Origin of the sequence: Streptomyces sp. NL15-2K (assembly GCF_030551255.1) — a bacterium.
Classification (GTDB): domain Bacteria; phylum Actinomycetota; class Actinomycetes; order Streptomycetales; family Streptomycetaceae; genus Streptomyces.
In genome coordinates this window covers 3,631,727-3,651,440 of sequence record NZ_CP130630.1, presented here as the reverse complement: position 1 = coordinate 3,651,440, position 19,714 = coordinate 3,631,727, and the positions used below count along the sequence as shown (strand labels likewise).

Sequence of the window (19,714 nt, the reverse complement as noted above, 5' to 3'; positions counted from 1 at the left end):
GCTCGGTCTCCCGGGCAGTCGCCCCCGGCTCGGTCTCCCGGGCAGTCGCCCCCGGCTCGGTCTCCCGGGCAGCCGCCCCCGGCTCGGTCTCCCGGGCAGCCGCCCCTTGCTCGGCTTCCCCGGCGGGCGCCCCCGGCTCCGACTGCTTTTCCGCTACGGCTTCGCTCGGCACCTCTGTTGGCTCCTCGGTCGGCGTTGTGACAGACGTAGTGTCGTCGGTCGTTTCCGTCGGCCGATGGAAGCGCGTGAAGACAGGCACCCGAAGGTCCTTCCGTACGAAGCCCGGTGGAGCGGCGGATCCGATGTGAGGGGATCGGATCCGCCACAGTCCCGTACGGTTCGCCTCCGTCCGGTGTTCAGCACTTTTGCCCACTCCTCGGCAAACACCCGGCAAACGCCTCGCCGACCGCCCCGCTACGCGCCCCCGACCGCCGTCAGCAGCGCCAACGGCGCCGACGCCGAGCGGGACTCCCGTACGCACGCGTGTGGATACGGCACCGGCTCCGCGTGGCTGTCCCGGCCGTACCCCGCGAGGACCTCCGGCAGCCGATGGCCGGTCGCCGTCGCCGCGTCGACCAGTGCGTGCGCGACCGAACGGGCCTCGTCGTGCAGGCCGTAACGGGCCAGACCGAGGGTGATCAGTGCGTTGTCGTGCGGCCAGACCGAACCGCGGTGGTAGGACATGGGGTGGTACGCCGGTTGTCCGGCCGCCAGCGTGCGGACGCCCCACCCGGAGAAGAAGTCCGGTTCCAGCAACCGCCGGCCGACCAGCTCGCCGTACTCCTTGTCCAGCAGCCCGGACCACAGCAGATGCCCGGCGTCGGAGGCCAGCGCGTCCACCTGGTTGCCCTCCCCGTCCAGCGCGAGCGCGGGGAAGGACCGCTCCGGCATCCAGAAGTCCCGCTGGAAGCGGTCGCGCAGATCGCCGGCCGCCTGTTCCAGCAGGTCCGCGTACACCTGGTCGCCCCACGCCGTGCGCGCCACCCACGCCGTGCGGCGCAGCGCGTCGTACGCGTACCCCTGCGCTCCCGCCGCCATCACCGGCCCGGTCGGGCGCGTGCCGTCGGCCGAGCAGATGGCGCCGGGGGAGTCCTTCCAGTTCTGGTTGGCCAGGCCGCCCTCGTCGGCGCGATAGACCAGGTAGCCGCGCGAGGTCAGCCCGCCGTGGTCCAGCATCCAGCCGATCGCCGCGCGGGCATGGGGTTCGAGGCGCCGGGCCAGCTCCGCGTCGCCGGTGTGCTCGACGTACGCGCCCAGCAACACCAGAAACAGCGGCGTCGCGTCCACCGAGCCGTAATACCGCCCGTACGGCACCTGCCCGAAGTGCGCCAGCTCGCCGTGCCGTACCTCGTGCACGATCTTGCCGGGCTGGGCCACCGAGTCGACGCCGGTCTCCGTCGCCTGCGTGGCGGCGAGCGCGGGGAGCGTGGCGGCGGCCAGCCGCGGCCGGTAGGGGAGCGCGAACAGCGAGGTGAGCAGGGCGTCCCGGCCCAGCAGGGTCAGGAACCACGGGGCCCCGGCGGCCGGAACCCGCAGCTCCTCGCCGTCCGGCCCGGTCGCCGGCACCTGGAGCGAGGCGAGGTCGGCGAGGCCGCGCGCGCAGGCCGCGGCCAGCTCCGGCCAGCCGGTCGGGAAGGCCACGCCCTCCACGTACTCGCCTTCGAAGGAGAGGAGTTGTTCGTTGACGGCGGCGGGGGAGCGGGGCACCCGCAGCGCCCGCTTGTCGCCGTGCGGACGCGCCATGACCCGCAAGGTCAGCTCCGCCGTGCCGTGCGGCTCCAGATCCAGCGTCCAGATGAGCCGGCGCGCACCGGTACCGGTCTCCTCGACGCCGTCCGGAGCGGGGTCGGCCGTCACCGTCGTACGAGAGCGCCATTCGCCGCGCTGGTACGTGAACTCCACACCGTCGTCGAGGATTTGGCGGGAGCGGGTGGCTCCTATCTTCGCGTAAGTGCGGTGGTCGGTGCGCAGCTCGAACTGGTCGGTGAAGTCGGCGTCGGCGGTGACCGCGAGGTGGACCGTCGTCGGCACCGGACGGTTGCTGGTCACGCGCAGCGACTCGACGAACGAGCCGTCGCCGACGGCCTGTTCACGGAAGAGCGTGTACGCGGGCGGCTCGCTGCGTCCGCCGCGCGGCACGAGCACGCAGCGCGCGGTGTCCCCGTCGGCGACCGGCGACAGCGCCTCCGGTACGGCACCGTCGACGGTGAGCTGCCACCGGCTCAGGTGCCGGGCGTCACGTACGAACAACCCGTCCGGGGAACTGCCGCCCCGTACGCCGCTGATGTCCCCGCCGTCGCCCACGGCGGCGAACGTCCCGCCGTACACGAGCAGATGATGCCGGTCCGTCATCCCCGGTCCCCTCCCTTGATCGCCGAGACGTTCGTGACTTCCTTGACTGCTGTGGCTTCCGTGATTTCCGTGACTTCCGTGCCTGATGTTTCGCTGTGCAGCAGGTCGAGCGCGAGCGCGGCGGTCCAGCTGAAGTCGGCCGCCCCGCAGGCCTCGCCGGTGTACGGGTCGACGTACTCCGCGAATCCGGACGAGTCGGCGGTGGTGAGAACCGCCGCCCGCAGCGCGTCGGCGCGATCCCGCTCGCCCTGCACCCTGAGCCCGCGTTCCAGCAGCCAGCTCGTGTTGAACCAGGCCGGTCCCCGCCAGTAGCGGTGCGGGTCGAAGGCCTCGCCGAGGAGGTCGTACGACGGGACGAGACGGGTGGTGGTCCCCAGCCCGAAGTGCGGGCCGCACGTCGTACGGACGAGCGCGGCGACGACGTCACGCGGGAGGCCGGGCAGAAGGAGAGGCACCAGACCCGAGACGCTGCGCTCGGGAATCAGCTCCCCACGCGGCCCCTCACGCGGCCCCTCGCCTCGCTCCCCGGCCACCGCCCCGCCCCGCACGTCGCGGCAGAAGAACATCCCCTCCGCCGGATCCCACAGCCGCTCGATCAGCGCCGCCGTCAGCCGCTCCGCGCGCGCCTGTCGGGCCGTGCCGGTCGCGCCCAGCTCCTGCGCGATGCGGGCGAGCGCGTGTTCGGACGCGATGAGCAGGGCGTTGAAGGCGGGGTCCTCCACGGCGAACTCGGAAGCGCCATCGGCGTATCCGCCGTCCCGGTAGTCCGTCGCCAGCCGCACGTACCGCCCGTAGTCCAGATCCGTCGGCCGGTCCTCCGCCGCCCCGTGGTCGAGGTCGGCGCGCCGGAAGGAGCGGGCCGGAGCGGGCGTGATCCGGCTCAGCGGGGCGTCCCAGCAGGGGCTGTTGTCCATACCCTGTTCCCAGGGGTGTACGACGGACGCCAGACCGCCCCCGCCCAGGTCGCGCCGGTGCAGCAGATACCGGTGCCAGGCGGCCAGCCGCGGATACACCCGGGCGAGGAAGCCGCGCGCCCGCGACAGCCCCGGATCGGCGCGGTGCACCAGCCAGGCCGCCAGCGCGTGCACCGGTGGCTGCACGATCCCGGAGGTCTCCCCGGTGCGCGGGGCGCCCGCAGCGCGCCCCGCGGTCGAGGAGCGCCAGAAGTCGGGGCTCGGGAAGTACGCGTCGAGGGGGACGGAGGGGTTGAAGACGATGTGCGGGATCCGCCCGTCGCCCCACTGGGCGTCCAGGAGCGTCTCCAGCTCCGTCTGTGCCCGTAACGGCGACAGGTGGCGCAGGCCGATCGCGATGAACGCGGAGTCCCAGGACCACTGGTGCGGATACAGGCCACGCGAGGGGACCGTGGAGGCGCCCCTCCAGTTGCCCTCCAGCACCTGCGCCGCCCTCACGTGCAGCGAATGTGTCCGCGCGGCTGGATCGTATACAACACCCTCGGAGCGCGTGACCTCACCATGGCCGGAAAAGGGTGGTGAGGAAATGGTGCTTACGGGATCCAAGTGCCCGTTGTTGCGAGCGGTGACCTGCGTTGCGCGATCCACTCAGTGCTCCCCGAAGACGTCCGGCCGACCAGTTCGGCAGTGACTACTCTAGAGTTACGTCTATTTAACACGCAAAACTCAATATGTAATGCAAGCTTGAGAAGCACAAGGGGGTGTGCATGACGGGACGAGACCAGGCTCGGGGTCCGGCTCGGGCCGGAGATCTGCTGGAACTGGTGCGCAGTGGCCGCGCCACGACCCGTGGTGCCCTGCAACAGGTCACCGGACTGTCCCGCGCCACCGTCGGGCAGCGCCTCGACCGCCTCTTCCGCGCGGGCTGGCTGCGCGAGGGCGCCGGCGGCCCGGTCGACTCCCCCCTCGGCGGCCGCCCGTCCATCACCCTCGAGTTCGACGACGCCCACGCCGTCGTCCTCGCCGCCGACCTCGACACCCGGCACGCGCGCGCGGCCGTCCTGTCGCTGGCCGGCGAGATCCTGGCCGAGCACGGCGGCACGCTGCTGATCGAGGACGGCCCCGACGCCGTACTCGGCGAACTCGGCCACTGGTTCGCCGAACTCCTGGAGAAGGCGGGCCACCGCGCGGACGAGGTCTGCGGCATCGGACTCGCGGTGCCCGGCCCCGTCGACAACGGCACCGGCCGGGTCGTCCAGCCGCCGATCATGCCGGGCTGGGACGGCTACGACATACGGGGCCGCCTGGCCAGGGCCTTCAGCGAGCACACGGGCGCGGGCACGGTGCCGGTCCTCGTCGACAACGACGCCAACCTCATGGCGTACGGCGAACAGCGCACGGCGTATGCCGACTGCTCGGCGTTCGTGCTGGTCAAGGTGTCGACGGGCATCGGCGCGGGAGTCGTGGTCGACGGCTCGATCTACCGGGGCATCGACGGCGGCGCCGGCGACCTCGGCCACATCCGGGTCCCGGAGGGCGCCGAGGCGCTGTGCCGATGCGGTTCGTACGGCTGCCTGGCCGCCGTCGCGAGCGGGGGTGCCGTGGCCCGGAAGCTGGCGGAGACCGGGGTGCGGGCGGCGTCGGGATCGGATGTGCGGGACCTGCTCGCGTCCGGGCATCCGGGGGCGGCGGCGCTGGCGCGGGATGCCGGGCGGCTGGTCGGGGACGTGCTGGCGACGGTCGTCACCCTGCTGAACCCCGGCGTGCTGATGATCGCGGGGGATCTGGCCGGAACTCCCTTCCTCACGGGCGTACGGGAGCTGCTGTACCAGCGGGCGCTGCCGCGTTCCACCGCTCACCTGGACGTCGTCACCTCGCGGCTCGGGGAGCGGGCCGGGCTGGTGGGGGCCGGGGCGTTGGTCGTGGAGTACCTGTATGCGCCGGAGCGGGTGGAGGAGCGGTTGCGGGCGCTCGGGGTGTGAGGCCTTCGGCGTCGTCCTGTGTCGCCGGTGTTTCCGTTCCGACCGGCCGTCCGCATGGTGAAATCCCGTCGCCTGTGGCAGCGTGATTCTCGCCACCCTTGATAAGGGTAGCGCTCAGATGAGCGGATCTTGAGCGACTGCACTTCTCCAAAGGGTGGCACTGAGTGCCACGCTTTGATCGTTCATCGAGCGAAATCAAACGTACCCGGAGCCGCTCATGTGAGCGAAATGGAGTGTCTACGGGGGTTGATTCGTTCAAGAGATGAAAACATGAGCGGTTGATTGCTTGCCGAGCCTTGACTTTCGATCCACTGGCGGACGAGTGGTTACAGGCGTATGACGCGCAAGTGGACGTACCCAGGCGCCTTCGATCTGGGTATGTTCCTGGCCGTCAGGGCAGCCACCGCGTCCTCGAGGAGTCGAGACCCGTGTCGGAAAACAAAGATCCCCACGTAGCTGAGCAGGCGGCAAGCGTTGAGGGCGTGAAGTTCGTTTACGACTTCACCGAGGGCAACAAGGACCTCAAGGACCTCCTCGGTGGCAAGGGCGCGAACCTCGCCGAGATGACCAACCTGGGCCTCCCGGTGCCTCCGGGCTTCACGATCACCACCGAGGCCTGCAAGGTCTACCTCGACAGCGGCGACGAGCCCGCGGCACTGCGTGACGAGGTGAGTGCGCACCTCGACGCGCTGGAGCAGCGCATGGGCAAGAAGCTCGGCCAGCCCGACGATCCGCTGCTGGTCTCCGTCCGCTCCGGCGCGAAGTTCTCCATGCCGGGCATGATGGACACGGTCCTGAACATCGGCCTGTCGGACAAGTCGGTCCAGGGCCTGGCCAAGCAGGCCGGCGACGACCGCTTCGCCTGGGACTCCTACCGCCGCCTCATCCAGATGTTCGGCAAGACGGTCCTCGGCGTCGACGGCGACCTCTTCGAGGACGCGCTGGAGAAGGCCAAGGAGGCCAAGAAGGTCGCGGTCGACACCGAGCTGGAGGCCGCCGACCTGAAGAAGCTGGTCACCCGCTTCAAGAAGATCGTCAAGACCGAGGCCGGCCGGGACTTCCCGCAGGACCCGCGCGAGCAGATGGACCTCGCCATCCACGCGGTCTTCGACTCCTGGAACACCGACCGCGCCAAGCTGTACCGCCGCCAGGAGCGCATCCCGCACGACCTCGGCACGGCGGTCAACGTCTGCTCGATGGTCTTCGGCAACCTGGGCCCCGACTCGGGCACGGGCGTCGCGTTCACCCGCGACCCCGCCTCCGGCCACCAGGGCGTGTACGGCGACTACCTGCAGAACGCCCAGGGCGAGGACGTGGTCGCGGGCATCCGCAACACCGTCCCGCTCGCCGAGCTGGAGACGATCGACAAGAAGTCGTACGACCAGCTGATGCAGATCATGGAGACCCTGGAGAACCACTACAAGGACCTCTGCGACATCGAGTTCACGATCGAGCGCGGGCAGCTGTGGATGCTCCAGACACGCGTCGGCAAGCGGACGGCCGGGGCGGCCTTCCGCATCGCGACGCAGCTGGTCGACCAGGGGCTCATCGACGAGGCCGAGGCACTCCAGCGGGTGTCGGGCGCCCAGTTGGCCCAGCTGATGTTCCCACGCTTCGACGAGGACACGAAGGTCGAGACGGTCGGCCGGGGCATCGCGGCGTCGCCGGGTGCCGCCGTCGGCAAGGCGGTCTTCGACTCGTACACGGCGGTGAAGTGGTCGCGGTCGGGCGAGAAGGTGATCCTGGTCCGCCGCGAGACGAACCCGGACGACCTGGACGGCATGATCGCGGCGGAGGGCATCCTGACCTCGCGCGGCGGCAAGACCTCGCACGCCGCCGTGGTGGCGCGCGGCATGGGCAAGACCTGTGTGTGCGGCGCGGAGGAGCTGGAGGTCGACACCAAGCGCCGCCGGATGACGGTGCCGGGTGGTCACGTCGTCGAGGAAGGCGACCTCATCTCCATCGACGGGTCGAGCGGCAAGGTCTACCTGGGCGAGGTCCCGGTGGTCCCTTCCCCGGTCGTGGAGTACTTCGAGGGCCGGATGCACGCGGGCGCCCAGGACGCCGACGAACTGGTCGAGGCCGTACACCGGATCATGGCGTTCGCCGACCGCAAGCGTCGCCTGCGGGTGCGCGCCAACGCGGACAACGCCGAGGACGCGATGCGCGCCCGTCGTTTCGGCGCGCAGGGCATCGGCCTGTGCCGCACGGAGCACATGTTCCTCGGTGACCGTCGTGAGCTGGTCGAGCGCCTCATCCTGGCCGACACGGAGAGCGAGCGCGAGGAGTCGCTGAAGCAGCTGCTCCCGCTCCAGAAGCAGGACTTCGTGGAGCTGTTCTCGGCGATGGACGGCCTGCCGGTGACGGTCCGTCTCCTCGACCCGCCGCTGCACGAGTTCCTGCCCGACATCACGGAGCTCTCGGTCCGGGTCGCCCTGGCGGAGTCCCGCCAGGAACCCCACGAGAACGAACTCCGCCTCCTCCAGGCGGTGCACCGCCTGCACGAGCAGAACCCGATGCTCGGGCTCAGGGGTGTGAGGCTGGGCCTGGTCATCCCCGGCCTGTTCACCATGCAGGTACGGGCGATCGCCGAGGCCGCGGCCGAGCGCAAGAACGCCAAGGGCGACCCGCGCGCCGAGATCATGATCCCGCTCGTCGGCACGGTCCAGGAGCTGGAGATCGTCCGCGAGGAGGCCGACCAGGTCGTCGCGGAGGTCGAGGCGGCGACGGGCACGGAGCTGAAGCTGGCGATCGGCACGATGATCGAGCTGCCGCGGGCCGCGCTGACGGCCGGCCAGATCGCGGAGGCGGCCGAGTTCTTCAGCTTCGGCACGAACGACCTGACGCAGACGGTGTGGGGCTTCAGCCGCGACGACGTGGAGGCCTCGTTCTTCACGGCCTACCTGGAGAAGGGCATCTTCGGCGTCTCCCCGTTCGAGACGATCGACAAGGACGGCGTCGGCTCCCTGGTGAAACTCGCCGCCGAAGCCGGCCGCGCCACCCGCCCCGACCTGAAACTCGGCGTCTGCGGCGAACACGGCGGCGACCCGGAGTCGGTCCACTTCTTCCACGAGGTGGGACTGGACTACGTCTCCTGCTCGCCGTTCCGGATTCCGGTGGCGCGACTGGAGGCGGGGCGGGCGGCTTCGCAGTCGACGGGGAGTGACCACCGGTAGGTCCCGCGAGCTGTACTGAACGCCGGAGACGCCGCCTTTGTCCTCGACCCTCACCGACGGGGCGGCGATCTCCGGAGCACGAAGAGAGGGCGGCACCCTTGTGCGGGGGTGCCGCCCTCTTGTGACGGCAAAAAGCAAAGGCAGGGAGAGCGCTCTCCCTGCCACTCTCAACGTATAGCGAGCCGGGGGGCTTGCCGCAAGACCCGGGGCACGGCGCAGAATCGTCGGCCGATGCCACAACTTGCGGAAACGGGGGCACGACGTGCGTCTGTGTTGTCGACGTCCGACAGAGCCGGACGCGCCGGTGATTCGACCGGCCACCGCGGTGCAACGGAGCACGGCTGCCTCGGAGGTGTCGCGATGATCGAGCGGTACGTGTTGGATCTTCAAGACGTTGACGAGACGCAGGTCGCGGTCGTCGGCGGCAAGGGCGCGCACCTGGGCGGGCTGTCGCGGATCGAGGGCATCCGCGTGCCGGGTGGCTTTTGCGTGACGACGGACGCCTTCCGGCGGATCATGGCGGAATCGCCGTCACTCGACGATCGGCTCGATCAGCTGTCGCGCTCGAACCCGGACGACCGGGAGGCGATCCGCACGCTCAGCGCGCAGATTCGCCGGACCATCGAAGGCATCGCCATCCCGGCCGATCTCGCGGCGGCGATCACCCGCGCTCTCGCCCGGCTCGGCGAGCAAGCCGCCTACGCCGTCCGATCCAGCGCGACGGCAGAGGACCTGCCGACGGCCTCCTTCGCCGGCCAGCAGGACACGTATTTGAACGTCGTGGGGCCGACGGCGATCCTCCAGCACGTCAGCCGGTGCTGGGCCTCGCTGTTCACCGAGCGGGCCGTGACCTACCGCCAGCGGAACGGCATCGACCACCGTACGGTCCGCATGGCCGTGGTCGTGCAGCAGATGGTCGTCCCGCACGCGGCCGGCATCCTGTTCACGGCCGACCCCGTCACGGGCAACCGGAAGGTCGCCACCGTGGACGCCGGCTTCGGCCTCGGCGAAGCCCTGGTCTCCGGCCTGGTGAACCCGGACGTCTTCAAGGTGCGACACGGTGAAGTCGTCGCCAAGGCGATCGCCGCCGAACAGCGTGCCGTTCACGCCCTGCCGGCCGGCGGTACGGGGGAAGTGGCGATCGACTCGCAGCGGCAGGAGCAGCCGGCGCTGACGGATGCGCAGGTCGTGCGGCTCGTGCGGCTCGGGCGGCGGATCGAAGCGCACTTCGGCCGCCCGCAGGACATCGAATGGTGCCTGGTCGACGATGGCTTCCAGATCGTCCAGAGCCGGCCGATCACGACGCTGTTCCCCATCCCCGAGACCGGCGACCAGGAGAACCACGTCTACGTCTCCGTCGGTCATCAGCAGATGATGACCGACCCCATGAAGCCCTTGGGGATCTCCGTATGGCAGCTGACGGCCATGGCGCCGATGCACGAGGCCGGCGGGAGGCTGTTCGTCGACGTCACCCGGCGCCTGGCCTCGCCCGCGAGCCGCGCCGGCTTCCTGGACCTCGTGGGCAGAGGCGATCCGCTGGTCAGGGACGCTCTGGAGACAGTCCTCGACCGCGACGATTTCGTCCTGTCGCTCCCGGACGCGGGTCCCGGCGGGCCGTCGGCCAGGAGTGCGTCCGCTCCGATCGAGACCGATCCGGCCATCGTCACCGGGCTGATCGAGCGCAGCCAGGCGTCCATCGCCGCCCTGGAGCGCGACATCGGGACGAAGACCGGACCGGCGCTGTTCGACTTCCTGCTGGAGGCCTTCGAGGAGCACAAGCGAGTCCTCGGTGATCCGCTGAGCCTTCAGGCGATCATGGCGGGGATGGAGGCCACGTGGTGGCTCAACGACAAGCTGCGGGAGTGGCTGGGCGAGAAGAACGCGGCTGACACGCTCACGCTGTCCGCCCCCGACAACGTCACCTCCGAGATGGGACTGGCGCTGCTCGATGTCGCGGACGTGATCCGTCCCCATCCCGAGGTGGTGGCGCTCCTACAGGGCGTGGGTGCCGAGGACGAGGGCTTCCTGGACGAGCTGGCGAAGCTCGCGGGCGGGACCGAAGCGCGCGATGCCATCGAGACTTACCTCGACCGGTACGGCATGCGCTGCGTCGGCGAGATCGACATCACGAGGCCACGGTGGCGCGAGCGCCCCACCATGCTCGTGCCCGTGATCCTCGACAACGTCAGGAACTTCGAGCCGGGCGCCGCCGAGCGGCGCTTCGAGGAGGGCCGGCGGAAGGCGCTGGAGAAGGAACGGGACGTGCTGTCACGCTTACGGGCCCTGCCGGACGGGGACCGGAAAGCCGACGAGGCCAAGCGGATGATCGACCGGGTCAGAACCTTCATCGGGTACCGGGAGTACCCGAAGTACGGCATCGCCGGCCGCTACTTCGTCTACAAGCAGGCCCTGCTGGAGGAGGCCGAGCGCCTCGTGCAGGCAGGCGTGCTTCCTGAGGAGGAGGACATCTTCTACCTCACGTTCCAGGAACTCCACGACGTCGTGCGCTCCAACCAGGTGGATGACCGGCTCATCCAGCAGCGCAAGGACGCGTTCCGGTCGTACCACGCGCTCACACCGCCCCGGGTGCTCACATCGGATGGAGAGGCCGTCACCGGGGCGTACCGACGCGACGACGTGCCGGCCGGCGCCCTGATCGGCCTACCGGTCTCCGCCGGGACCATCGAGGGAAGGGCCCGCGTCATCCTTGACATGGCGGAGGCCGATCTCGAAACGGGCGACATCCTGGTCACGACCTTCACGGACCCCAGCTGGTCGCCGCTGTTCGTCGGAATCGCGGGCCTGGTGACGGAGGTGGGTGGCCTGATGACCCATGGCGCGGTGATCGCCCGGGAGTACGGCTTGCCGGCCGTCGTGGGCGTGGAGCAGGCCACCCGGCTGGTCCGGGACGGGCAGCGGATCCGCGTGCACGGAACCGACGGGTACGTCGAGATCCTGCCTTGACCGACCACACCTCTGGCCGTCGACCGAAGGAGGCCGCACATGGCCGACGTCGTAGATCTGATCTGCTACCCCATCAAGGGATGCGCGGGCACGTCGATGAGCGATGCGCTCCTCACACCGGCGGGACTCGCGCACGACCGCAGCTTCATGGTCATCAGCGAAGACGGGGTCTACCGCACCCAGCGCCGCCATCCCCGCCTCGCCCTGATCCGACCCGCGGTCAGCACCGACGGCAGCCGGCTCACGCTCGACTCGACCGACACGACGGGCCGTTACGGCACGGTGCGCCTCGACGTCACCACGTCCGCGCCGCGACGCGATGTCGATCTGTTCGGCGCCGCCTTCCAGGGGATTGACCAGGGCGACGAAGCCGCCGCCTGGCTGTCGGAGGTCCTCGGCACCCCCAGCCGCCTGGTCCGCGTGCCCCCGGAGCACGACCGGGTCGCCGACGGCTTGACGCCCGGCCCCTCCGGCTACGCCGACAGCAGCGCGGTACACCTGCTGTCCCGGTCCTCCCTCACCCTCCTCAACCGACGGATGGCCGAGCGTGGCGCCCCGCCCCTGCCGATGAACCGCTTCCGCCCGAACATCGTCGTCGACAGCGGCGGCTGGGCGGCCGTACCGCACGCCGAGGACCGCGCGCGCGGCATCGGGATCGGCGGGGCCGAACTGGGTTATGCCAAGCTCGCGGTGCGCTGCGCGGTCACCCTGGTCGACCAGAAGGCCGGAGCGCGGCAGGGGCGGGAGCCGCTGCGTACGCTCGCAAGTTACCGGCGAGCGGTCAGCGGAGGCGTGGTGTTCGGCGCGAAGTTCTCCGTGGTGCGGCCGGGCAAGCTGTCTGTCGGCGACGAGGTGGTCGTCCAGGAGTGGGGCGACGCCGAACCGTTGGCTATGTGAAGGCCCAGCCGCTCCACCGCTCGACCCGAACGGCGACCACAGGACCTCTGGGAGGGGAGTCCTTGTACTGGTCGTACTGGTCGTACTTGCCGCACAGCAACTCGACCGCACGTTGTCGTTCCGGCCCGTCCTCGAGAACTTCCCCGCGTCCGTCGGCGCGGGACCACCACAGCGTGGACCAGTCCTCGTCGTAGTGGTCCACCAGAACCGTCACCGAGGGGTTCTCCCGGATGTTGCGCAACCGCCGCAGATCCCAGGTGCTCTTGGGCTTGTGGTCGATCGCGAAGTACAGGACGTCGTCCTGGACGACGAAGGTGACCGGCACCGCGTGGGGCACGCCGTGGGCGTCGGCTGTCGCCAGCCGGGCGACGGGCGCTGCGACGAAACGTTGCTGGGCGGCGAAGGGCGAGAGCCTCATGCGTTCCACCGTAGTGAAGGCTGAGGACGCCCGGTTCCCCGTGGTGAGGGAGCCGGGCGATCTCGTCAGGATGCGATTCTGTACGTCTACCGGAGCCTGACCGCCGTCAGTGGGACGTGCGACGTCTGCGAGCGGCCAGGAGCAGGCCGCCACCGGCGAGCAGTACGGCCGTCCCGCCGGCCGCGAGGTACGGCGTGGTGTTGTCGCCTCCGGTCGCGGCCAGGTCGGTGTTGTCCTGCCCCTCGGGTGTTTTGGTCTCGGTGGCCTCGCCGCTTCCGGCGCTGTCGTCCTCGGCCTCGTCCTCGGCCGGGACGAAGCCGGCGGGCGGGTTGTCGCAGCCGATGCCGTCCCCGTCGCGGTCGAGGTGGTCGCCGTAGTGCTCGTCGCCCTCGGCGATGTTGGAGTACCCGTTCTCGTACGCCTCGGTGCAGTTCTCGAACGGGTGGTTGCCGTCATGGGCCTCGGCGGTGGCCGGCAGGGCGGCCAGCGCGAGCGCGGCGACGGCCGCGGCGGCGGAATTGCGGAACAGGTGCACGGAGAGCCCCCCAGGGTCGGTTCATACACATATCCGTACCGTGATCACGATGAGGCGATCGGCCGGATTTGAGGTGATGAACGTACTGAGGGGTTCTGGGTGCTGCTGCGAATCGGCGGACCTGTGATGCGAACGTGACGTGACTGGAAGGTAGCTCTCCGTATGTAAGTCGTCAGGGTGCCGTCAGGGAAGCCGTGCGACGAGCGGAACGGGCCCATCACGTCGCATCTTCGGCGTCTCCCCGTTCGAGACGATCGACAAGGACGGCGTCGGCTCCCTGTGGTTAGGGGTGCGTCGGCCGAGTGGTGGCACGCCGGGTTGGTTCAGTGGCTTGGCAGGGCGGGAAGAGTGGCCGGTCCGGGGCAGGCCAGGGCAGATCGGCGGGCTCTGGCGGGTGTGGCACGGCAGGGGCGGTCCGCCCGTCGAGAGGACCGCCGCGGGGGCGGGTGATTGGCAGATCTGTTCCATCTCCGCGAGAGAAAACCGCAGGTCATGCGGCCGTGCCGGTGGAACAGATCTGCCAATCACTGGGTGAACACGTCGATGCGCGGCGTGAACAGCCGGGAGCAGCGTGAGGAGCGCCCCGTCGTGTCCTGGGTCATCGGCGTCGTACGGCGGCCGCCCGGGCTCCGGCAGTCCGGATCGCTACACCACGTGGAGGGACACGGCCGTATCTGAAGCGAGCGCCTGACTTGCGAGGGCGGCATCCTGTGTTGGGAGCCGCCCTCCTCGCGTGCCGCGCCGCAGTCACAGGGGCTGTCCTTCGCGCAGGCATACGACGGTTCCGGAGCGGGCGGCGGTGTGCAGGGCGGTGAGTGCCGATGGGTGGGACGTGAGGGGTACGGTGTGCAGCTCGTTCAGGGTGAAGAGGCCGTCCTTGTCGTGTTCCGGGCTGTGACTGATGCGCTGACCGGCTGCGAGGGTGCCGCCGTAGAAGAAGAAGTCGATCGCCGGGCCCGTTCCCTTCACGTCGGCGCGGTGGTCGTAGCCGAGGAAGCGGGGAGGGTGGTCGAGGACGATTCCGGTCTCCTCGTGCAGTTCGCGTCGCGCGGCGCTGAGCGGGTCCTCGCCGTGGTCGAGCATTCCGCCGGGCAGCCCCCAGGTTCCGGCGCTCGGCTGGCCCTCGGCGTAGCGGAGCAGCAGAATCCGGTCCTCGTGGTCGAGGAGCAGCACGCAGGCCCCGACGATGGCCTGCGGAAGGGTCTTGACCCACTCGTCGCGGGGCAGTACTCGCTCCACCTCAGGCCTCCCGAGCGGCGAAGGTGCGGGCCGCGGCCCGCTTCAGGTGCTCGGTGAACACGGCCGCGGGGTCGGGAACGCCGAGTCGGTGCAGCGTCACCATCGAGGTGACGATCACGTCGCAGACCTCGGCCGTCACGTCGTCCCAGGTGTGGCTCGTTCCCTTCCGCGGGTTCGTGCCCGTCGCCCCGATGAAGGCCTGGGCGGCCTCGCCGAACTCCTCCCCGATCTTCAGTACTTGGAGCAGTCGCTGCTGTGCGGCGGGCAGATCCGCAGCGGCCTGGTCGAAGAACGCGGCGAGGTCGGCCGTGGTCTTCCACGCGGTCGTGTCCACGAGGTGTTCCTTCCGTCGAGCGGGCGGGGAAGGCGAAGTCGCCCACCTGGAGGAACGGGCGGCCGTGCGGATGGTCACCGGTGCGGTCACGTCAAGGGTCACCTCAGCGCGGGGGCGGAGGGCATGGCGTAAGCCGGGACCGTCCGGAAGACGGTCCCGGCTTCACGGGGTTACGACCGGAACGGGCCCCTCACCTCGTACGTGATGCCGCCCGACGAACTCCCGCTCGTCCCGCGCTGGCTCGAGAAGTACAGCCGCGTGCCGTCCGGGGAGAACGCCGGGCCCGTGATCTCCGAGCTCGACTGGCCGTCGATGCGGAGGAAGGGGGCGATCACGTCGGCCGGGGTGATCACGCAGATCTCCATGTTGCCGCCGTCCTCCGCGACGAAGAGGTCGCCGGAGGCGGAGCCGGTGATGTTGTCGACGCCGGTGAGGGGGGCCGTGCCGGAGGAGACGAGGGAGTCGTCGTAGGCCAGCTCGTAGGTGTTGTTGGTCAGGTTGAGCTGCCAGACGCGGTTGTCGCCCTTCGTGGTGAACCAGACCGTGTCATCGGCGTAGTGGCAGCCCTCGCCGCCGTTGAAGGACTTCGAGGCGGAGACCTGGGTGCGGGTGGTGGTGGGGGAGCCGTCCGGGTCGGGTACGTTCGCCCAGCTGAAGGAGCCGGAGGTGGCGGAGCCCGCGACCATGACCTGGAGGGTGCCGGAGGACAGGTTGCCCCAGGTCGTCGGCACGAAGCGGTAGAAGCGGCCGTTCGACTCGTCCTCGGTCAGGTAGATCACCTTGCGCACCGGGTCCGCGGCTGCCGCCTCGTGCTTGAAACGGCCCATAGCGTCCCGGCGCACGGCCGCGTTCACGCCCCACGGGTCCGTCTCGTAGACGTAGCCGAGGGACACCTCCTCGCAGGACAGCCAGGTGTTCCACGGGGTCTTGCCGCCCGCGCAGTTCTGCCGGGTGTTGGACAGGACGCGGTACGCCGACGTGATCGCGCCGGTCGACGAGAACTTCACGGCGCTCGCGCCGCCGCTCGGGTTGATCTCCGAGTTGGACACGTAGATCCAGCCGGTGCCGTCGGCGTAGCACGCGCCGCCGTCGGGGGCGTTGTGCCAGGTGTACGACGTTCCGGTGACCGTCTGGCCGGAACGGGCGATCACGCGACTGGTGAAGCCGCTGGGGAGTCGGATGCCGTTGGCGTCAGGTGCGCCGAGCGACCCGTACGGGCTCGCGCCGGGCTGGGCCGGTGCGGCGTACGCGGCGCCGCGCCACAGGGTTCCGCCGAGGACGGCCGTCGAGCCGCCGAGGACGGCCGCACGCAGAAGGGTACGACGTTCCACTCTTGCTCCAAGAGTTGGTCGTGACCGCCCCGCCGCCGGTCGGCGACGGGGTTGCGGGGGGTGCGGTCACGGACCCTAGGGGCGCTGGGTTATCCACGTCGGGGATGGGGAGTTGACGGGTCATGGACAGGTAGTGACGGGCGCGGGAGGCGGCGCATTCGGCCTGGTCGGCGTCGGGTGGGGTCGGGTCGGGTCGGGTCGGCTCCGGTCAGGCCCGTTCGGTGCGTTCGGTCCCTCAGGCCGGCAGTGCCGGGGCCTCCCGACGCCGCGTGCCCGGTCTGCCGACCGGAGGGTGGCCGGGCGTGGGCGGCTCGGCCGAGCGCAGGCGGACCACCGCGTCCAGCCCGCCCGTGGCCGCCGGACGCAGGATCGCCTCGCCGCCGCTCGCGTGGGCCAGGCGTTGGACGAGCGCGAGCCCGAGGCCCGTACCGCCCTTGGGGGCGCCGGGGGCGCGCCAGAAGCGGTCGAAGGCGCGGGCGCGCTGGTCCGGTGTCATGCCCGGGCCCTCGTCGGTGACGTGGAGGTCGACCCAGCAGGGGCGGGCGTCGCGCAGTGCGCGGCGGGGCTGGGCGTGGAGGCGCAGTTCGATGGTGACGGTGGTGGCGGGTGGGGAGGCGCGCAGGGCGTTCGAGAGCAGGTTGTCCAGGATCTGCTCGATGGATCCGGGGAGTGCCAGGACCGGGCCCACGCTGCCGGCGAAGAGGACGAGGGAGACGTCCTGTTCGTCGAAGAGCGGCAGCCAGGTGTGGTGGCGTTCCGCGCAGATCGCGCCCACGTCGAGCGGGGTGGGGGTGGCCGCGTCCTCCTCCAGGCGGGCCATCGCCAGCAGGGCCTCGACCATGCGGGCGAGGCGGTCCGTCTCGGTCACGGCGGCGGTGAGGCTGGGCCGGCCGCGGGTGGTGACGTTCGGCTCCAGGTTCTCCAGGCGCAGCCGCAGTGCCGCGAGGGGCGTCTTGAGCTGGTGCGAGGCCTCGCCCGCGAACGCCCGCTGGGAGGCGAGGAGATGGGCGAGACGTGCGGCGGTGCGGTTGAACGCGGCGGCCAGGGCGCGGACTTCGGGCGGGCCCTTCGTGATCGTCACCGGGGCGGCCCGGCCGCCCTCCGCCAACTCGTGGGTCGCCCTCTCCAGTTCGCGGATGGGGCGGCCGGTCCAGCGGGCGATGGCGAAGGCGACGAACGTGACCGCGGTGAGGACGCCGAGTCCGCCGAGGGCGAGCAGCATCCATATGTGGTGGACGCGTTCGTGCACCGTCTGCGTCGGGACCGTGAGCCATACGGCTCCTTCCGGGCGGGCGCCGTGGCCGACCGGCGCCGCGACCGCAAGGTACTGCACCCCGCCGATGGTGGACGTACGGGCGTCCGCCGTGGCGGTGCCCCGGAGCGCCGCCGCGATGCCCGGGCGGGAAGCCAGCGCGCGGGACGCCTCGGCGGTCAGCGGGTGCGAGGTGGCGAGCGGTGCGCCGGAGGCGTCCACGACGACGACCTTGCCGCCGATGCGTGCGGCGCAGTGGACCACCCGCCCGGGCAGGTCCTGCTCGGCGCGGCCCGCGGCGAGCGACAGCGCGGCGTACGCGGAGACGGACTCGGCCTCGTCCGTCGCCGCGTTGACCACCCGCTCCCGTTCGCCGCGCGAGTAGACGAAACCCAGCGGGATCTCCAGGCAGAGCAGCACGAGCACGGCCAAGCTGAGATAGCTGAGCAGGAGGCGGCGGGTCATGTCCGCGCGTCCGGACGGGTGTGCACCGCCAGCCGGAAGCCGACGCCGCGCAGGGTCTGGATCCACGCCGGATGCCCCAACTTCCGCCGCAGGGCGGCCACATGGACGTCCAGGGTCTTGGTCGGGCCCTCGTAGTGCGGGTCCCAGACCCGGTCCAGGATCTGCTGCCGGGAGCAGACCGCGCCCGGATCCTCGGCGAGCAGGGCGAGCAGCTCGAACTCCTTGGGCGTGAGCGCGACGGTCTCCCCGCCGACCCAGACCTGACGGGTGCGGCGGTCGACGACGAGGGGGCCGGGTTCCGGGGCTCCGGGCTCGTACGGTCCGGTTTCGCGCCCTCCGGTCTCGTACGGTCCGGTTTCGCGGGTTCCCGTCTCGTACGGCGGCGCCGTCTCGTACGGCGGTGCGGGCTGAGCCGCGTACGACGGCTCGGGCGGGGTGTCGTACGACAGCGGCGGTGCGGCCGACTCCGGTACCGCGTAGGTGCGGTGGACCGGCTCCGGGACCGCCTGGGTGCGCTGCGTCCGCCGGGTCACCGCCCGCACCCGCGCCACCAACTCCCGTACGCTGAACGGTTTCGCCAGATAGTCGTCGGCGCCGAGCTCCAGCCCCAGCACCCGGTCGGCCTCCTCCCCGCGCGCGCTCAGGATGAGGATCGGCACGTCGGAGATCTGCCGGATGCCCCGGCAGACGTCGATGCCGTCCATGTCCGGCAGCCCCAGGTCGAGCAGGACGACATCGCCGTACGGCGCTCTCAGGCCCTCGGCGCCGGTGGTCACGTGATCCACCGCCAGTCCGAAGTGCCCCAGTCCCTCGGTGAGCGGTTCGGCGATCGTCTCGTCGTCCTCGATGAGCAGCACTCGTAGGCCCATGCGTCCTGTCTCTTTCGGGAAACCGGTACGAATCCAGGCAGGCCGGATTCGCAATTCGCGCCCTGTTTCGCGCCCTGAAGTCGACACGTTACAAGATGACAGCGCTTACTCGTGTCCGGACAAAGAATGTTCCATTCCTGGCCGGGCGCTGGTGTTCGCTTAACCTTTCTCTGGTGTGCGCTCCTCTACGGTGTGGTGACCTGGTCGAACCCCCCCGTCGAGGAGGCGTCGTTGAAGGCATTACTGGACCGTGCCCGTACGTTCACACAGCGGGCCGAATTCGAGAGCGGCGAATACCGGAAACTGGCCGAGGGGCAATATCCCGAGGCGCTCTTCATCACCTGCTCGGACTCCCGGGTCATACCTGCCCTTATTACGGGCGCCCGGCCCGGAGAGATATTCGAGCTGCGGAACGCCGGCAATATCGTCCCGGCATATGGACAACACGGGACCTCCGGCGAGGCCGCCACCGTCGAGTACGCACTGGAGGTGCTCGGTGTTCAGGACATCGTGGTGTGCGGTCACTCACACTGCGGGGCGATGGGCGCGCTGCGGTCCGGCGACGACCTGACCGCGCTGCCGGGCGTGGACGCCTGGCTCCGGCTGGCCCGGCCGCAGCTGGCGCCCGTGCTCACCGGTGAGTGCGACGATCCGTCGATGCCCGACGTGGCCCAGCGCAACGTCGTCAACCAGCTCGCCGCGCTGCGGAGTTACCCCGTGGTGCGGCAGCGGCTGGACACGGGCCGGCTGCGGCTGCACGGCTGGTACTACGAGGTCGACACCGGCCGGCTGCACGAGCTGGACGAGGACGGCCGCTTCCGGGTGCACGCCGGATGAGCGGGGCGCATGCGCGGGGGCGGGGCGGGCACACGAGGGTGGCCGACACCGGGCCGACAGCCATGGCACGGACAGCCATGGCACGGACGGTCAAGGCACGGACAGTCAAGGCGCGGACGCCAATGGCACGGACGCCAATGGCACGGACA

Annotated in this window: 15 protein-coding genes; 6 read left to right on the top strand and 9 right to left on the bottom strand. The window is 70.5% G+C overall.

Going from position 1 to position 19,714, the window contains the following annotated elements; genetic code table 11:
- Positions 1 to 414: 414 nt before the first annotated feature.
- Positions 415 to 2,352, bottom strand: coding sequence for a glycogen debranching N-terminal domain-containing protein (locus tag Q4V64_RS16090; protein ID WP_124442446.1), 1,938 nt, complete (start codon positions 2,350 to 2,352; stop codon positions 415 to 417).
- A complete protein-coding gene (locus tag Q4V64_RS16085; protein ID WP_253267189.1) occupies positions 2,349 to 3,854 on the bottom strand; it encodes a hypothetical protein in 1,506 nt (501 codons plus the stop codon). Before Q4V64_RS16085 ends, Q4V64_RS16090 begins: the two co-directional genes overlap by 4 nt.
- A 179-nt stretch (positions 3,855 to 4,033) precedes the next feature.
- Between Q4V64_RS16085 and Q4V64_RS16080 the strand changes: the two genes are divergently transcribed.
- The 4 genes from Q4V64_RS16080 to Q4V64_RS16065 all read left to right on the top strand — a co-directional run bounded on the left by Q4V64_RS16080 (position 4,034) and on the right by Q4V64_RS16065 (position 12,285).
- Positions 4,034 to 5,248, top strand: coding sequence for an ROK family protein (locus Q4V64_RS16080; RefSeq protein WP_124442447.1), 1,215 nt, complete (start codon positions 4,034 to 4,036; stop codon positions 5,246 to 5,248).
- Positions 5,249 to 5,676: 428 nt separating this feature from the next.
- Entirely contained in the window at positions 5,677 to 8,424 is a 2,748-nt protein-coding gene (ppdK, locus tag Q4V64_RS16075) for a pyruvate, phosphate dikinase (protein WP_124442448.1), read from the top strand.
- 360 nt (positions 8,425 to 8,784) lie between these two features.
- Positions 8,785 to 11,388 (top strand): rifamycin-inactivating phosphotransferase, encoded by a 2,604-nt coding sequence (rph, locus tag Q4V64_RS16070; RefSeq protein ID WP_124442449.1) that lies wholly within the window; start codon positions 8,785 to 8,787, stop codon positions 11,386 to 11,388.
- Positions 11,389 to 11,427: 39 nt separating this feature from the next.
- A complete protein-coding gene (locus Q4V64_RS16065) occupies positions 11,428 to 12,285 on the top strand; it encodes an MOSC N-terminal beta barrel domain-containing protein (protein WP_124442450.1) in 858 nt (285 codons plus the stop codon).
- Here Q4V64_RS16065 and Q4V64_RS16060 read toward each other — a convergent pair.
- The gene (locus Q4V64_RS16060; protein WP_124442451.1) at positions 12,278 to 12,703 is read right to left on the bottom strand and encodes a TIGR03668 family PPOX class F420-dependent oxidoreductase; all 426 of its coding nucleotides are present in this window, start codon (positions 12,701 to 12,703) and stop codon (positions 12,278 to 12,280) included. The two genes, Q4V64_RS16065 and Q4V64_RS16060, sit on opposite strands and share 8 nt — an antisense overlap.
- Positions 12,704 to 12,809: 106 nt before the next feature.
- Positions 12,810 to 13,238, bottom strand: a complete 429-nt coding sequence (locus Q4V64_RS16055; RefSeq protein WP_124442452.1) for an excalibur calcium-binding domain-containing protein — start codon at positions 13,236 to 13,238, stop codon at positions 12,810 to 12,812.
- A gap of 531 nt (positions 13,239 to 13,769) precedes the next feature.
- Here Q4V64_RS16055 and Q4V64_RS16050 point away from each other — a divergent pair.
- Positions 13,770 to 13,916: a hypothetical protein gene (locus Q4V64_RS16050; RefSeq protein WP_172629381.1), complete on the top strand. Its 147-nt coding sequence runs from the start codon at positions 13,770 to 13,772 to the stop codon at positions 13,914 to 13,916.
- A 69-nt stretch (positions 13,917 to 13,985) separates the two neighbouring features.
- Here Q4V64_RS16050 and Q4V64_RS16045 read toward each other — a convergent pair whose 3' ends face one another.
- From Q4V64_RS16045 to Q4V64_RS16025, 5 genes are all read right to left on the bottom strand, one after another.
- Positions 13,986 to 14,477, bottom strand: a complete 492-nt coding sequence (locus Q4V64_RS16045; protein ID WP_124442453.1) for an NUDIX hydrolase — start codon at positions 14,475 to 14,477, stop codon at positions 13,986 to 13,988.
- Position 14,478: 1 nt separating this feature from the next.
- The gene (locus tag Q4V64_RS16040) at positions 14,479 to 14,811 is read right to left on the bottom strand and encodes a MazG-like family protein (protein WP_124442454.1); all 333 of its coding nucleotides are present in this window, start codon (positions 14,809 to 14,811) and stop codon (positions 14,479 to 14,481) included.
- Positions 14,812 to 14,981: 170 nt separating this feature from the next.
- Positions 14,982 to 16,142: an alkaline phosphatase PhoX gene (locus tag Q4V64_RS16035; RefSeq protein ID WP_124442455.1), complete on the bottom strand. Its 1,161-nt coding sequence runs from the start codon at positions 16,140 to 16,142 to the stop codon at positions 14,982 to 14,984.
- A gap of 235 nt (positions 16,143 to 16,377) precedes the next feature.
- Positions 16,378 to 17,859: a HAMP domain-containing sensor histidine kinase gene (locus tag Q4V64_RS16030; RefSeq protein ID WP_124442456.1), complete on the bottom strand. Its 1,482-nt coding sequence runs from the start codon at positions 17,857 to 17,859 to the stop codon at positions 16,378 to 16,380.
- Complete coding sequence (locus tag Q4V64_RS16025) at positions 17,856 to 18,728, bottom strand: response regulator transcription factor (protein ID WP_124442457.1); 873 nt, start codon at positions 18,726 to 18,728, stop codon at positions 17,856 to 17,858. The genes Q4V64_RS16030 and Q4V64_RS16025 overlap by 4 nt, the downstream gene beginning before the upstream one ends.
- A 231-nt stretch (positions 18,729 to 18,959) precedes the next feature.
- On the opposite strand from Q4V64_RS16025, the gene Q4V64_RS16020 reads away from it, so the two are divergent.
- On the top strand, positions 18,960 to 19,565 hold the full coding sequence (locus tag Q4V64_RS16020) for a carbonic anhydrase (protein ID WP_124442458.1): 606 nt from the start codon (positions 18,960 to 18,962) through the stop codon (positions 19,563 to 19,565).
- The last annotated feature ends 149 nt before the right edge of the window (positions 19,566 to 19,714 follow it).